The following is a 13,971-nucleotide window of genomic DNA, read 5'->3' as shown; positions in this document are numbered from 1 at the left end:
ATCATGCGCTATGAACTGATGCTGCCGCACCAGATCCGCAAGGCGATCGCCGAGAACTGGCCGGTCGCTCTGCCGCTTGGCGTGCTCGAATACCACGGCGAACACATGGCGGTCGGTATGGACACGCTGGCCGTCGTCAAGACGCTGGAGCTGTTCGAAAAGGAGAAGGACGTCGTCATCCTGCCGCCCTTCTACTACGGTGCTGCGAGCTATGCGGTGGCGCCGCCGGAAGGCAGCGGCTCGGTGCAGGTCGGCGGCAACGCGCTGGCGCCGTTCGGCGAGGAGCTGTTCTACAGCCTGCTGCGCATCGGCTTTCGCAACATCCACGCCATCATCCACCACCAGACCGAGAATTTCGCCGCCGGCATGCCGACCGATCTGGCGTTCAAGACCGCCGGTCGGCAGGCGATCTTCCGCTTTCTCGAGAAGGAACGCGGCGAGGGCTGGTGGGGCTCTCAGGCGATGGCCGACTACTATTCTGGACACGCTGCGGGTGAGAATTTCTTCAACTGGGTGCAGGTGCATCCGCTGATGTCGGCTGACATGAACGGCAAGTACCCGTTCGACCATGCCGGCATCGGCGAGACCTCACTGATGCTGGCGCTATGCCCGGAGGCTGTCGATGCTGGCCACTTCGAAGACAACAAGAGCTGGTATACGGCGAGTGCCAGGGATGCTTCAGCGGAACTCGGGCAGAAGGGCGTCGCCATGATCATGGATCACCTGCGCACAATTCTAAGAGCCTAGCGCGGTTCTTCCTCCTCCCCTTGCGGGGTGAGAAGCGGTCTGCGTAGCGGACGAAAAGCCAATTGCTTGGCTTTTCGAGCTTCGAACGCCCTGAGCCTGCGAAGGGCCGGGGTGGCCGATCCACCTACCGTGTCCCCGCTGCTTGGCAGCGTCCCGGCGTTCGCCGGCCTTTCATCGTGCCACCGGCACGATGAATTCGCCTTCGGCGAACCGGCTGCTCACCCCACAAGGGGAGAAGGGAAGGCTGGCCCTGCTACTTCACCGCTCCCGCGGTCATGCCCATGATCAGATAGCGTTCGAGCGCAATGCCGATGACGGCGAGTGGCGCTATCGCGGCAGTGGCAAGCGCCGCCATCGACCACCAGTTGATGCCTTGCGAGCCGGTCTGGCTCGCCACCATGACGGGGATGGTCTTGGCGTCGGTCGAGGTCAAAAGGGCGGCGAAGAAATACTCATTCCAGCACAGCACCATTGCCAGGATGAAGGCGGCGACCATGCCCGGCAGCGCGATCGGCATGACGATGCGGAAGAAGGCGCCCCAGATCGACAGCCCGTCGACGAGCGCTGCTTCCTCGAGCTCGACCGGGATCGAGTTGAATTGGTCGCGCATGATCCAGATGACGATCGGCAGCACCATCAGCGTGTAGAGCAGGATCAGCCCGATGCGCGTGTCGAGCAGGCCGACTTCGCGATAGAGCACCAGGAACGGCAGCGCCAGCACCACCGGCGGCAGGATCAGCTGCGACAGGAAGAAGAACGAGATGTCCTCATTCTTGAACCAGGCGAAATGGTAGCGATAGCGGGTGAGCCCGTAGGCGGCGAGGCTGCCGATGACGATGGCGAGGCTCGACGCGCCGACCGAGGTGATCACCGAATTCATGAAGCGCTTGAGGAACTCCTCGCGCACCGTAGAGGTCTGGAAGATCGAGTCCGGCGACAGGCCGAGCGAGCGCCAGCCCTTCCAGTCCGGCTGGAAGTCGACGAAGGGGATGAGATGGCCTTGCGTGACATCAACCGCGGTCTTGAACGAGGTCGTGATCGTCCAGTAGATCGGAAACAGGCAGATGAACGCCCAGAAGGCCAGCGCCCCATAGATGAAGACGCGGCTGGCGAGGAAGCTCGCCGGTGAGCGGATCTCCGAGGCTACATATTCGGTGGTCTGAACGCTCATCTTGGCTCAATTCACATTGCGGACAAAACGGTTGGCGAATTTCAGCAGCCAGGTGACGAACACGACGATGATCACCAGATAGGCCATCGCCAGCATGGTTCCGTAGCCGACGTTCGAGCGGTCGCGATATTCGCGGTAGATGAAGCTAGACACGGAATCGGTCGCACCGCCCGGGCCACCCGACGTCACCGTGATGATGATGTCGGCAAGCTTCAGCTTGAAGATGATGCGCAGGATCAACGCCGTCACCGAAACCGGTAGCATTAGCGGGAAAGTGACCTGCCAGAAGGTCTGCCACGCATTGGCGCCGTCGACGCGTGCGGCCTCCAACACCTCGCGCGACATCGCCTGCAGCCCGGCCAGCAGCATGATCATCATGAACGGAATGAAGGTCCAGGCATCCAGCATCATGATGGCGATGCGCGCGATGATCGGGTCAGAGAAGAAGGCTGGATTTTCCCAGCCGAGATGGCGCGCCAGCGTTGCGGCCGGTCCGAACCGGTATTCCATCAGCGATTTGCCGATCATCCACGACACCGCGACCGGCGACAGCATCAGCGGCATCAGGAAGACCACGCGGAAGAATTTTCGCGCCCGGATCTGCGCGTTGAGCAACAGCGCCAGGCCAAAGGCAATCACATATTCGACCGCCACCGCCAGCACATAGAGCACCATGTTGAACAGCGCATTGCGGTAGTAGGGATCGTCCAGCATCTGCCAGAAATTGTCGAGCCCGTTGAACCTGCGGCCGCTGAAGGAGCTGAGGTTCCAGTCGGTGAGCGCGATATAGAAGCCGAACAGCGTCGGGAAGATCACCATGGCGATGGTAAACAGCAGCGCCGGCAGCAGGAACAGGGCACGCTGGCCGTCCTCGCCGCGCGTCAGCACCTGGCCGATGCCGAGCGCCACGCCCCACAACACATAGGCATAGACGACGGGGCGCCAGGTTTCGGCTTCAGCCTTGTAGAAAATCTCGAACGCGATCACCGCTAGCAGGCCAAGCGTCGCCGCGGCCATCAATGCAAAGCCAAGCCGTCTGCGGGCCGGTGAAATCTGGTCGTAAGGGGCGGCGTCTGCCGGCCACTGGTTTGCGGTCGAAGTCTGGTCAGCCACAAATCTCGCCCGTTCAGGAGGCTTCCGCGAGGAAGCAGGTTATTGTGGTCCGGCAAGCCTTCGCTGCCGGACCACGGGTTCACAGCCAGCCTACATGCCGAGCGAGGCCTTGTAGAGCTTGACCTGCTTTTCGCGACCGATCTGGTCGGTGAGCTTCTCCCAGGCCGCGGCAATGGCGTCGGCGCCTTCCTGCGCCTTCATCTTGCCGGCGAAGGTGTTGGCCAGAATGTCCTCGGCGGCGCTGTAGTACTGGAAGATGCCGGGGATGCGTGGCTCGATCGCCGCGTTCGGATGGTTGTACGAGTCGCCTTCCGACTTCAGATACGAGGTGATGAAGGCCTCGTCATAGCCTGCCGCCACCCACTCCGGAATGTCGAAATGCGAGTTGCGGTAGGGCTGGAAGCCCGACGGATACATCGCCGTCCAGATCGACAGGTCCTTGCCGCCGAGATGGGCGGCAGCCGACCATGCCGCCTTCTTCTTCTTCTCGTCGGCATCGACGCGGGCCATGACATAGACGCCCCAGCCGAGATAGGCGCAGTTCGGCGCATAGTTCGGGCCGCTGGCGAGCTTGTCCCACTTGCCGGTCTTGGAATTGTAGACATCGTCCGAGCCCGGCAGGATCGAGAAGCCGGTGACGTCGCCAATGACCGACGAGTCGTTGGTCTTGACGTTGGAGCCGACGTCACCCCACCAGGGGATCATCGAGCCGGTGCCGGCCAGGAACTGCTGGAAGGCAGTCGTATTCGGATCGGCATTGATCTGGTCGGCGGGTTCGGATGGCAACGCGTCAATGACGTCCTGGATGGCGCGCACCCAGGCCGGGTTGTTGATGCGCGGCTTCATCGTGTCGGCGTCGAACAGCCAGGCCTTGTCGTCAGGATGCTTGGCATAGGCGGTGGCGCGGCTGCCAAGGAAGTAGAAGCCGAAACCGCCCCAGGGCTTTGGTGCATCGAGATAGCCATAGACGTCCTGGCCCTTGAATTTCTTGCCCTTGAGGAACTTGGTAGCCGCCTGCACCTGTTGCCAGGTCTTCGGCACGCCCCACTCGCCTTCACCGCCGCCGTCCTTCCAGGCCTTGGCGAGGTCGGCATCGGCGAACACGTCGGTGCGGTAGTTGAAATTGTGCGCGTCGCCGTCAATGGTCACGCGATACTGCTTGCCGTCCCACGTGCCGACCGGCGGCTTCAGATAGTTGACGAGATCGTCGAAATCGATCTGGCTCTTGACCCAGTCGGGCATTTCCGACGTCAGGCCCTTGCCGCAGACATCGCCTTCGAACGGTGCGCCCATTTCGATGATGTCGAAATCGACGGTGCCGGTAGCGATCGACTGCTGCAGGCGGGCGTTGTAGTCGGCCTGCGCCAGGTCGATCCAGTTGATCTTGGCGCCGGTATAGGTCTCCCATGGCTTCAGGAAGCCACGGAACAGCACATTGTGCAGGTTCTGGTTGTTGAGACCCATGAAGGTCAGCTCGACGCCGGCGAATTCGCCTTCCTTGACGTTGGCCTTGGTGGCCTCGAGGCAGAGTTCACCGACCTTCTGGAAATCGGCATCCGTCGGCTGGCCCTTGCCGACGCCGGGGATCTGCAGGATTTTGGAGCGCAACTCGCTTGCCGCGGAAGCCGGGCGCGTCAAGGCGCCAAGCCCGGCGCCGGATGCGGCGGCGATCGCGGCCATGCTGGCCGCACCCTTCAATATGTCGCGCCGTGTGGCGCCGGCACGGATCAGTTTATCGTAAAGACCTGTTCTCATCGACTATTCCTCCCAGAACATCAGCGTGAATGGATATGACCAACCTTGTCGGACGCTGGAGCGCCAACGATTCTCCCGGCTCGGAAACGAACTGCGCAGGACCCCACCTGCTCGATTGAAGTTCCGATTTTGCGGATCGGGTAACCGGCATTCGGACCAGCGTCCGCCACTATTCTCACAACCAAACGCCGTGTCAACGAGAACAGGTTTTTATCTATAAGAGACTGACTTGCCCTGACCGGTCGCGTTGGTTAGCTTCTGCGCCTACGGCCAGTGGGAGCCGGAAGGGGAGTATATGGCTCAAGTCGCGATCAGCAAGGTGGCCAAGGCGTTCGGAACGGTCAAGGTTCTGCACGAAGTCAGCGTCGACATCGCCGACGGACAGTTCGTGGTGCTGGTTGGCCCTTCGGGTTGCGGCAAGTCCACGCTGCTCAGGATGGTGGCCGGGCTGGAGACCGTCTCCGCCGGCACGATCGCCATTGGCGACCGCGTCGTCAACCATTTGCCGCCGGCCAAGCGCGACATCGCCATGGTGTTCCAGAACTATGCGCTCTATCCGCACAAGACCGTCGAGCAGAACATGGCCTTTGCGCTCAAGCTGCGGAAAACCGATCCGGCCGAGGTGGCCCAGCGGGTCAAGCGCGCCGCCGACATCCTCGACCTCAATCCCTATCTGAAGCGCTATCCCAGGCAGCTTTCCGGCGGCCAGCGCCAGCGCGTTGCCATGGGCCGCGCGATCGTGCGCAATCCGCAGGTGTTCCTGTTCGACGAGCCGCTCTCCAATCTCGACGCCAAGCTGCGCGTGCAGATGCGCACCGAGATCAAGGAACTGCACCAGCGGCTGAAGACCACCACCATCTACGTCACCCACGACCAGATCGAGGCCATGACCATGGCCGACAAGATCGTCGTCATGCGTGACGGCCGTATCGAGCAGGTCGGCGCGCCGCTGGAACTGTTCGACCGACCGGCCAATCTGTTTGTCGCCGGCTTCATCGGCTCGCCTTCGATGAACCTGCTCAAGGGCGTCATGCGCAAGGGCGCCAAGCCCGGTGTCGACATCGCGGGCACGCTGTTCCCGATTGCACCAGGCAATGCCGCGCAGGACGGCCAGGCGGTCGTCTATGGCGTGCGCCCGGAACATCTCGAGATCCATCCCGATGGCGTGCCGGCGAAGATTTCGGTGGTTGAGCCGACCGGCTCGGAAACGCTGGTGTTCCTGCGCTTCGGCGACGGCGAGATGGTGGCGCTGTTTCGCGAGCGCCACGACTTCAAGCCCGGCGACACGCTGACCCTGAAGCCGCGGCTCGACCAGATCCATCTTTTCGACGCCGACACCGGCAAGCGTCTCTGATCTCAACCGGACTTCACGAGGACTATCATGCTCAAAGGCATCAACCCGCTGCTCAATGCCGACGTGCTGCAGGCATTGCGGGCGATGGGCCATGGCGATGATTTGATCATCGCCGACACCAATTTTCCGTCCGATTCGGTGGCGCGCCAGACCGCGCTCGGCCGCCTGCTGCGCATCGATGCCTCGGCCGCCGAGGTGGCAAAGGCGGTGCTGTCGCTCTACCCGCTGGACACGTTCGTCGACGACTCCGCCGCGCGCATGGAGATCGTCGGCAAGCCGGACGAGATTCCGGCTGTGCAGAAAGAGGTGCAGAAGGAAGTCGACCAGGCCGAGGGCAAGTCCTGGCCGATGATAGCGGTCGAGCGCTACGCCTTCTACGAGCGCGCCAAACAGGCCTATTGCGTCATCCAGACCGGCGAACGCCGCTTCTATGGCTGCTTCGCCTTCCGCAAGGGCGTCGTGCCGCCGGATGCGGAGTAGCGGCATGGCCTCGGGCAAGCCTGTCGTCATCCTGGGTGTGTTCGTCGCCGACACCGCCTACAGGGCGCAGCGGCAGCCGCGCATGGGCGAAACCATCCTCGGCACATCCTTCACGCTGGGTCCGGGCGGCAAGGGCTCGAACCAGGCGGTCGCCGCCGGCAAGCTCGGCGCCGACGTCACCTTCCTCACCCGCCTCGGCGTCGACCCCTTCGCCGACATGGCCAGGCAGACCTGGGCGCAGGCGGGCGTCAAGAATGCCGTCATCGACACGCCGGAAAGCTATACCGGTGCGGCCTACATCTTCGTCGAGGAGACCACCGGCAACAACGCCATCATCGTCAGCCCCGGTGCTGCCATGCTGATCTCGCCAGCCGATATCGAAGCCAATGCCGCGCTGATCAGCAGTGCCAGCGTCTTCGTCACGCAGCTCGAACAGCCGATCGAAGCCGCTATGCGGGCGCTGGAGATCGCGCGTGGGGCAGGGGTGACGACGATCCTCAACCCGGCCCCGGCGGCAAAACTTCCCGACCGCATCTACACGCTGTGCGACTACCTCACGCCCAACGAGACGGAGACGGAGGAATTGACCGGGATGAAGGTCTCCTCGGTTGACGACGCGCGGCGCGCCGCGGACAAGCTGCTCGAAAAGGGCGTCGGCACGGTCATCGTCACACTGGGTGACAAGGGCGCGCTTTTGCACTCGAAGGAGCGCTCCGACCATGTACCTGCCGTCAGTGCGGGAGCCGTGGTCGAAACCACAGGGGCGGGCGATGCCTTCAATGGTGGTCTTGCCGCCGCGTTGTCGCGGGGCGTGGAGCCGTTGCAAGCCGTGCGCTTTGCTTGTGCCGTCGCCGGCATTTCGGTGACGCGACCAGGGACCGCGCCGTCGATGCCGACGCTGCAGGAGGTCGAGGCGCTGCTGGCGAGGGGGTGAGGTTAGGGCAGCGCATGGCAAAATTGTCAAAGAGCGCCTGGTGAGGTCGCGCACCGCCGGCTGGACCAAATTCGGTACGTGCTGGGTCGCGTTTGGCGCCACGAGAGGCGCGCGGTACCTTCCAGCACCGTCGACAAGGACCTTGAAACCCAAGTTGCAAAGCTGAAGGCCGAAGGTTGCGGCATCATTCGCCCTGAGAAGCTCTCAGGGGCCAGCCGAGCGGATATATTCAAGTTGGCGTGGGCATCCCCTGGCGATATTGACGGCGTGCCGACGGATTATGCGGCCCGCAACATCTACCGTTCCGTGAAAGCGCGAGCGAAGGAATCGAGCATCGGCCGTGCGAGATACTCGAAGAAAGTCCGGTCGTCGGTGCTGATGAACGCCTCGACCGGCATTCCAGGGTAAAGCTGCTCCGCTATCACGCCGGGCGGTAGGTCGGGGGCAATCTTCAGCTTGGCCCGGAAATAGGGTTCGTGCGTAGCCTCGTCGATAAGCCGGTCCGCGGAAACCTGTGTCACCGTGGCTGAAATCTCAGGGGTGAGCCGCATGTTCAACGCGGACAATCGCAGTTTTGCCGGCTGGCCCACACGAACCTGATCGATGTCCTTCGTCCGCAGCCGTGCATCGACGATCAGGCCCGATGCCGTGGGCAGGATCTCCATGATCTTCTGTCCGGGGGCAATCACGCTTCCCTTGGAATTATAGGTCGACGACACCACGATGCCCGCGGCCGGCGCCTTGATCGTTGTTCGCCTCAGCACCGCCTCGGCTGCCCGTATCTGTTCCTCTATGTCGGCCAGGTTGGTACGGACGTCGTCCAGCTTGGTCAGCGCTTCCTCCACGCGTTGCGTGGTCGCACGCTCGATCTGCGCCTGCGCTTCGACGATCTGGGTGGCGGTCGCCGCAAGATCCGCCTCCAGCGCGCCGGTCTGCCCGACGAGATCTGCCTCGCTGCGCAAAAGCTGCGAATATTCGCTGCGATTGGTGAGGCCCTTGTCCAACAGGTTGGTCTTGATGCCGAGCTCTTTCTTCACGATTTCGGCCTGTTGCTGGATGGCGAGTTTCTGGGCCTGCAATCCCACGACCGACTGGCGATGCATGGCAACCCGTTGCGTGAGGATCGATTGTTCCGATCGAAACCGAGCGAGCCTGGCGCTGAATTCCTTCTGCTGTTCTCGAACCAGAGTCTCGAAATCGTGCTGGAACGGTGCTGGCGCGGTCCCTGTGATTGGCGCGAGCCGGTCCAATCCGTCGCGTTCCGCCTCCAGCCGCGAGGCGCTCGCCTTGAGCGCGATCGACTGTCTCGTCAGCCGGTTGAACTCGGCCTGCGCGGCTGTTCGATCGAGCAGGATCAGATCCTGGGCCTGTTGCACGCGATCACCTTCATGGACCAGCAACTCCTGGATGATGCCGCCTTCGGGATGCTGAATGAGAATGTTTCCGCCCGCCGCCGAGATCGTGCCTTGCGTGATCACCGCGCCGGCCAAGGGCGCGCTGACGGCCCAATAGCCGAAGCAGCCCGCCAATAGTGCTATTGCGGCGTAGCCAGTGAAGGCCACCCGCCGGAGGTCGGTGCGTGGTCGGCCTTCCCAGGCCAAGCTCTGCGCCGCCATCCTCACGATCCAAAGCAGACGTTATGCGAGGTGCCGCGGATCGTCGTGGCGAACGACCCTGTCACCACCGTGTTGCGCTGTGGGGGAAGGCCCTTGCCGGCGGTCGACTGCCGCAACACGTCGCCGCTTGGACCGAAGGCTTCGACCACTCCACCGCGCAGAAGCATCACGCGGTCGCAGGCCGCGGCGATCGAAGGGCGGTGCGTTATCACGATTGCCGTAACGCCCGCCGCTTTGGCGGCGGAAAGCACCGCTTCGAGCGCCGCTTCGCCGCTGCCGTCGAGATGGGTACTGGGCTCGTCCAGGACGAGAATGCGCGGATTGCCGTAGAAGGCGCGCGCCAGCCCGATCCGCTGGCGCTCGCCACCCGACAGCGTCGTGCTGGATAGACCGATGGCGGCCTGGTAGCCGTCGCGCTGCGCCAGGATCAGCTCGTGCGCCTCGGCGCGCCTGGCGGCTTCGACGATCGCGGGGTCATCGGCATCGGGGTCGAAGCGGGCAACATTCTGCGCGATCGATCCGGGAAAAAGCTCCACTTCTTGCGCGAGGTAGCCGATGTGCTTTCCGAGCTGGTTTTCGTCCCAGGTCCTGAGGTCGGCACCGTCGATCCTGACCGAGCCACCGGTCGGCTGGAGCGCGCCGACAAGCAATTTCGCCAGCGTGGATTTGCCGGCGCCGCTCGGGCCGATGATTGCCACCGCCTCGCCGGCGCCGATCACAAAATTCAGCCGCTTGAGGATGGGTTCCGTGCCGAAGGAGGCATTCGGCGCGATGAAGAAAAGGTCCTGCGCGGTGATCGCGCCGGAGGGGTCCGGCAATGTCAGCTTCCGCGCTTCCGCCGGACGTGCCGCAAGCGCGGTCTCCAGCCGCTTCCACGAACGCCTGGCGTCGACGATCTGCCGCCATGATCCGATCAGCTGGTCGAGTGGCTGCAGCGCGCGCGACGACACCAGCGAGGACGCGAAGATCATGCCGGCTGTCATCTGCCCCTGCAGCACCAGCCATGCGCCGGCGCCCAGTATTGCCAGCTGCAGCATCATGCGCAGCGCCCGCGACGCCGCGCTGAAGATCGCGTTGGCGCTCGATGAACGGTCATGCAGGGTGAGCGCTTCCGCGACGTGCCTGCCCCACACCTCGGCGGCGGCCCGCACCATGCCCATGGCGCGCAGCGTTTCGGCATTGCGGGCAAAGGCCTGCTCCGCCTGGCTCGCGGCGGCCGAGCGTTCCGCCGACAGGGCATCGTTCCTGCCAATGGCAAGCTGATTGGCCACGACCAGAAGAAACAAAAGCACCGCGCCGGCGAGCGTCAGCCAGAACAGAACAGGATGGATGAGATAGAGCAGGGCGAGAAAGACAGGAGCAAAGGGCAGGTCGAACAGCACCGCCACGCCGCGCGACCTGATGAAGGCGCAGACCGAGGCCAGGTCGCGCAGCGGCGACAGGCCGCCGCCGGCATATTTGGCGCCAAGCGAGACGGCGAATGTCGTCGCCCCCAGTTTCTGATCGACCGTAGCGGCGACGCGCTGCGTGTAAATGGCGCGGACCGCGTCCAGCAAGCCGAGGAAGGCGAGCGCGACAACCGCCATGGCCGACAAATAAAGCAGCGTCTCGATGCTGGAGGATGGCAGCACGCGATCATACACCTGCAGCAGATAGAGCGGGATCACCAACAGCAGGATGTTGATCAGCAGCGAGAAGACGCCGATATCGGCAATGGCGCGCATGAACACCGACCGCAGGCCCTGCTGCCTCGTCACATCCCTCAATGGCACATGATCCCGCAACATCGCGCTGGTCGCCTAGACCGTGTGCTCGCCTGTTATGCTCAGATGGCTCTGCTGCACATCGTCCAGCGTGTAGGCGCGGATATAGTCGATCTTCATTTGTGCCGGCGTCGCCAGATGGTCGGGAGGCGCCCCGGCGAAACCGCCGACCGCGAGATCGACCAGCATATACATCGGGCTATGCATATCCGACGGCGTCGCGGCCTCGGCGACCTTGACGCCATCGTAGGTCCAGATCAGCTGATCCGGCGTCCACAGCACGCCGTAGGTGTGGAAGCCATCGGTGTTCGAAACATTCACCGAGGACGAAATCTTGGTGTGCTGTCCCGTCTCGTTGGTGTGCGCCGTCATCTGCAGCGTGTTCGGTTCCTGGCCGCGCATTTCGAGCACGTCCAGCTCCGGCGGCCACGAGCCGTCTTCCGGCAGCAGCCAGAAGGCTGGCCATGCTCCGGCCGTTTCGGGCAGGTCGGCGCGCATTTCGAAATAGCCATAGGTCTGCGAGAAGGTGTCGTGCGTCGTCAGGATCCCGGAAGTGTATTCGTAATTGTTGATGAGCGGCTTGATGTCGTCCGGGGCCTGCGCCGCGGTGATGGTGAGAACGCCGTTTGCCACGCTGAACGGGTGGACGGAACTCGTCGGGCCGTAATTGGCGTCGATGTACCATTGCAGCTCGCCGTTCTGGGTCAGCGTGCTGCCGTTCGGAGCGCCCCACCAGAAGTTGGAATCCCAGGTGCCGCTGTGGCCGTTCCAGAGATTCAGCGTGTTGAAGTAGTCGACGAAGGACACTGTCATGCCCGTTTTGTCGATCGGCAGTTCGAACTGGGCGGGCTGAAACTTGTCGATCGTGGTGTTGTTGAACACCAGAACCTCGCTGGAGCCGAGGTTGAGCTGCACATTCGCTCCCGCCTGGACCATGTTGGCCTGTACGGCCTCGAACGAGGTGAGGGCGTAGCCATTGAGACGCACGGTGTCCGTCGCGCCGAAATCGAAGATCAGGTCGCTTCCGTTGCCCTTCGAGACGATGAAGACGTCGGCACCGTCGCCGCCGATGAGGACATCATTGCCCTTGCCGCCATCCAGCGTCTGGCTGCCAGCGCCGCCCGTGATGATGTTGTCCAGCGCATTGCCGAACGCGTAGCGGCCATCGCCGGTGACTACGAGGTTTTCGAAATTAGCGGGCAGCTTGTAGCTCATCCAAGTGTCGATCGTGTCGACACCTGCCCCAGGATCCTCGACCGCCTTGTTGATCGTGGAATAGAGATGATAGTAGTCGTCGCCCGCGCCACCGTACATTGTGACATTGACACTGCTGTCTCCCCAGAAGGAGTCGTTGCCGGGCGTGCCGTGCAGTTCCGGTCCGGACCCGGTTGCCGAGAACCAATGGGTGGAAGCACCGGTGTAGGGAAGAGGGATGCCTTTGGCGTTCGTGATGGTGCTCATCAGAAATCCTTCCTCGTGGTGCCTGGCCTCTCAAATCATTCGATAAGAGTCCCGGCTACCGCTTCCCGAGCAACGTTGCAACGAACAATATCGTTCCAAGGGAATCGTCACTCGACCCACCATAACATCGACCGTTCTGTAGACATACCCTGAATAAGTAGCAAAGAGTCAGCCCCGGTGATGATAGTAAGACATGATGACCAGAAAAAATTGATTAAAATTTTGTACATATGCCAAAATTATAGGCATATTTTCTTGGACGATGCCGATTAATATTAGTTTTCGCTAACGCTTTGAGACGCACGAGGACGGAGGGCTGCGGGCCCGATTTGGCCGAATTCCGCCGCATGCTGACGCGCGCCCGCGCTGGGCTGGGCTCCGACATGGCAGCGGGCGATGACGCCTGGCAGGACGTCTCGGTGCGCGCCTCGCTGCTGCCCGACGATATGCAGGGCGTGTTCATGATGATCGCGCGTGCGGCGAAGGAAGGCTGGCCATGCCCGAGCGACGCCGCAATCGCCCGCGCCTATGGCTCGCACTCACTGCGCCGCGCCCCGCGCCTCTTGACCTATATCGAGGAGCAGGGCCTCATCGTCTGCCAGCTCGATGGGACCTGAAGGCGCACCGTGACGCTGGGGGAACTCGCCTGGGCGACGGCGCCTGGTGATCCCAATGCCGGGGAGGTGGAGCAGGGGAGTTTGGCACCGTGAGGGGGTGCAATAAGAAAATGTCCTCAAGCCGTGGTTATTCCCAAACGGCAAAATGCAGCGCCCAAGTCTGCTTTGTGCCAGTAGCGGGCAGCCTGCGCACCGACTTCCAATGTCTTGTTTGGGGCCGGAAGAGGACCGTCCGGTTCTGGCATTGAAGGCAAGGGAGCAGAGCTGTCGTCGAGCCTTTGTGGACATTCCGTTTCCGCCAAAGTCAGCCGTCAAATTTGTTGCTGCTTTATTGTCGGCTGTAGGTTTTCGGATTGCCGACAGTGTTCGACACGGAGTCCAGACCAATTGCGCGTCGCATTTGCCAAGGAGGAAAGCGCCGGCTCGCGCTATCTCCGATCGGATCAACCTCGTCACCGAGGGGGCCTCAAGATGCTGCAGGAGGAATTGGCTCGCGCTCAGCAGGCTCTCGAGGCCGTTAACGTGCTGGAAGATATCAACGAGAGGCGACGGCAGTCGGCGGTCCCGGTTCGAGATATGCGCTACTATGCCGAGCGCGTCCGTACGGCTCAGCTTATGTCGGTGCCGACGTCCAACGAAGTGATCGCCTTCGGTCACACCATTACCTTCGAGCGTGACGATGGCCGCACTCAGACCTTTCGCATCGTCGGTGAGGATGAGGCCAACCCGTCTCAGGCTTCCGTATCGTATGGTTCGCCGGTTGCCATCGCGCTGACTGGCAAAACCGTTGGCGACGTTGTCCAGCTGGGGCAGCGCGAACTCGAGATCCTGTCCATTTCTTAGTGGAAGATCGGTGTAGAACGCACGATCGAATTGCGGGCGTGTTCTGAGACCTCGTCACGGTCAACCGCCACGTTGGTACACCGTCAGGTGACGCCCAGTGAGCCGCGCTGCTTGACG

10 protein-coding genes and 2 pseudogenes are annotated in these 13,971 nt (G+C 62.5%); 6 read left to right on the top strand and 6 right to left on the bottom strand.

The window, feature by feature from the left end:
- Positions 1–3: 3 nt before the first annotated feature.
- Entirely contained in the window at positions 4–747 is a 744-nt protein-coding gene (locus tag EJ076_RS22925; protein WP_109669512.1) for a creatininase family protein, read from the top strand.
- Between the two features lie 253 nt (positions 748–1,000).
- Here the strand turns inward: EJ076_RS22925 and EJ076_RS22920 are convergent, their stop codons facing one another.
- From EJ076_RS22920 to EJ076_RS22910, 3 genes are all read right to left on the bottom strand, one after another.
- Complete coding sequence (locus EJ076_RS22920; RefSeq protein WP_126069360.1) at positions 1,001–1,918, bottom strand: carbohydrate ABC transporter permease; 918 nt, start codon at positions 1,916–1,918, stop codon at positions 1,001–1,003.
- Between the two features lie 6 nt (positions 1,919–1,924).
- Positions 1,925–3,031, bottom strand: coding sequence for a sugar ABC transporter permease (locus tag EJ076_RS22915; RefSeq protein WP_126069359.1), 1,107 nt, complete (start codon positions 3,029–3,031; stop codon positions 1,925–1,927).
- Positions 3,032–3,121: 90 nt separating this feature from the next.
- Positions 3,122–4,786 (bottom strand): sugar ABC transporter substrate-binding protein, encoded by a 1,665-nt coding sequence (locus tag EJ076_RS22910; protein ID WP_126069358.1) that lies wholly within the window; start codon positions 4,784–4,786, stop codon positions 3,122–3,124.
- Between the two features lie 295 nt (positions 4,787–5,081).
- Here EJ076_RS22910 and ugpC point away from each other — a divergent pair, with 295 nt between their 5' ends.
- Genes ugpC through rbsK form a run of 3 tightly spaced genes read left to right on the top strand, consistent with a single transcriptional unit; the run spans position 5,082 to position 7,554 of the window.
- Positions 5,082–6,140, top strand: a complete 1,059-nt coding sequence (gene ugpC, locus EJ076_RS22905) for a sn-glycerol-3-phosphate ABC transporter ATP-binding protein UgpC (RefSeq protein ID WP_126069357.1) — start codon at positions 5,082–5,084, stop codon at positions 6,138–6,140.
- A gap of 27 nt (positions 6,141–6,167) precedes the next feature.
- Entirely contained in the window at positions 6,168–6,620 is a 453-nt protein-coding gene (locus EJ076_RS22900) for an RbsD/FucU family protein (RefSeq protein WP_056594238.1), read from the top strand.
- A 4-nt stretch (positions 6,621–6,624) separates the two neighbouring features.
- Complete coding sequence (gene rbsK / locus EJ076_RS22895) at positions 6,625–7,554, top strand: ribokinase (RefSeq protein ID WP_126069356.1); 930 nt, start codon at positions 6,625–6,627, stop codon at positions 7,552–7,554.
- Positions 7,555–7,850: 296 nt separating this feature from the next.
- Here the strand turns inward: rbsK and EJ076_RS22885 are convergent, their stop codons facing one another.
- From EJ076_RS22885 to EJ076_RS22875, 3 genes are read right to left on the bottom strand one after another with little or no spacing between them, the layout of a single operon-like run.
- On the bottom strand, positions 7,851–9,170 hold the full coding sequence (locus EJ076_RS22885; RefSeq protein WP_126069355.1) for an HlyD family type I secretion periplasmic adaptor subunit: 1,320 nt from the start codon (positions 9,168–9,170) through the stop codon (positions 7,851–7,853).
- 2 nt (positions 9,171–9,172) lie between these two features.
- Positions 9,173–10,957 (bottom strand): type I secretion system permease/ATPase, encoded by a 1,785-nt coding sequence (locus EJ076_RS22880; protein ID WP_245462865.1) that lies wholly within the window; start codon positions 10,955–10,957, stop codon positions 9,173–9,175.
- Positions 10,958–10,969: 12 nt separating this feature from the next.
- A complete protein-coding gene (locus EJ076_RS22875) occupies positions 10,970–12,394 on the bottom strand; it encodes a family 16 glycosylhydrolase (RefSeq protein ID WP_109669532.1) in 1,425 nt (474 codons plus the stop codon).
- Positions 12,395–12,717: 323 nt separating this feature from the next.
- Here EJ076_RS22875 and EJ076_RS22870 point away from each other — a divergent pair.
- Positions 12,718–13,104 (top strand): annotated as a pseudogene (locus tag EJ076_RS22870) (ATP-binding protein); the annotation flags it as partial.
- Positions 13,105–13,411: 307 nt separating this feature from the next.
- Positions 13,412–13,854: pseudogene (gene greA / locus EJ076_RS22865) on the top strand (transcription elongation factor GreA).
- Positions 13,855–13,971 lie beyond the last annotated feature (117 nt).

The sequence above is a fragment of the Mesorhizobium sp. M7D.F.Ca.US.005.01.1.1 genome (assembly GCF_003952545.1).
Taxonomy (GTDB): domain Bacteria; phylum Pseudomonadota; class Alphaproteobacteria; order Rhizobiales; family Rhizobiaceae; genus Mesorhizobium; species Mesorhizobium loti.
Note: the sequence above shows the minus strand (reverse complement) of the source record. Positions and strands in the feature narration are given on the sequence as shown.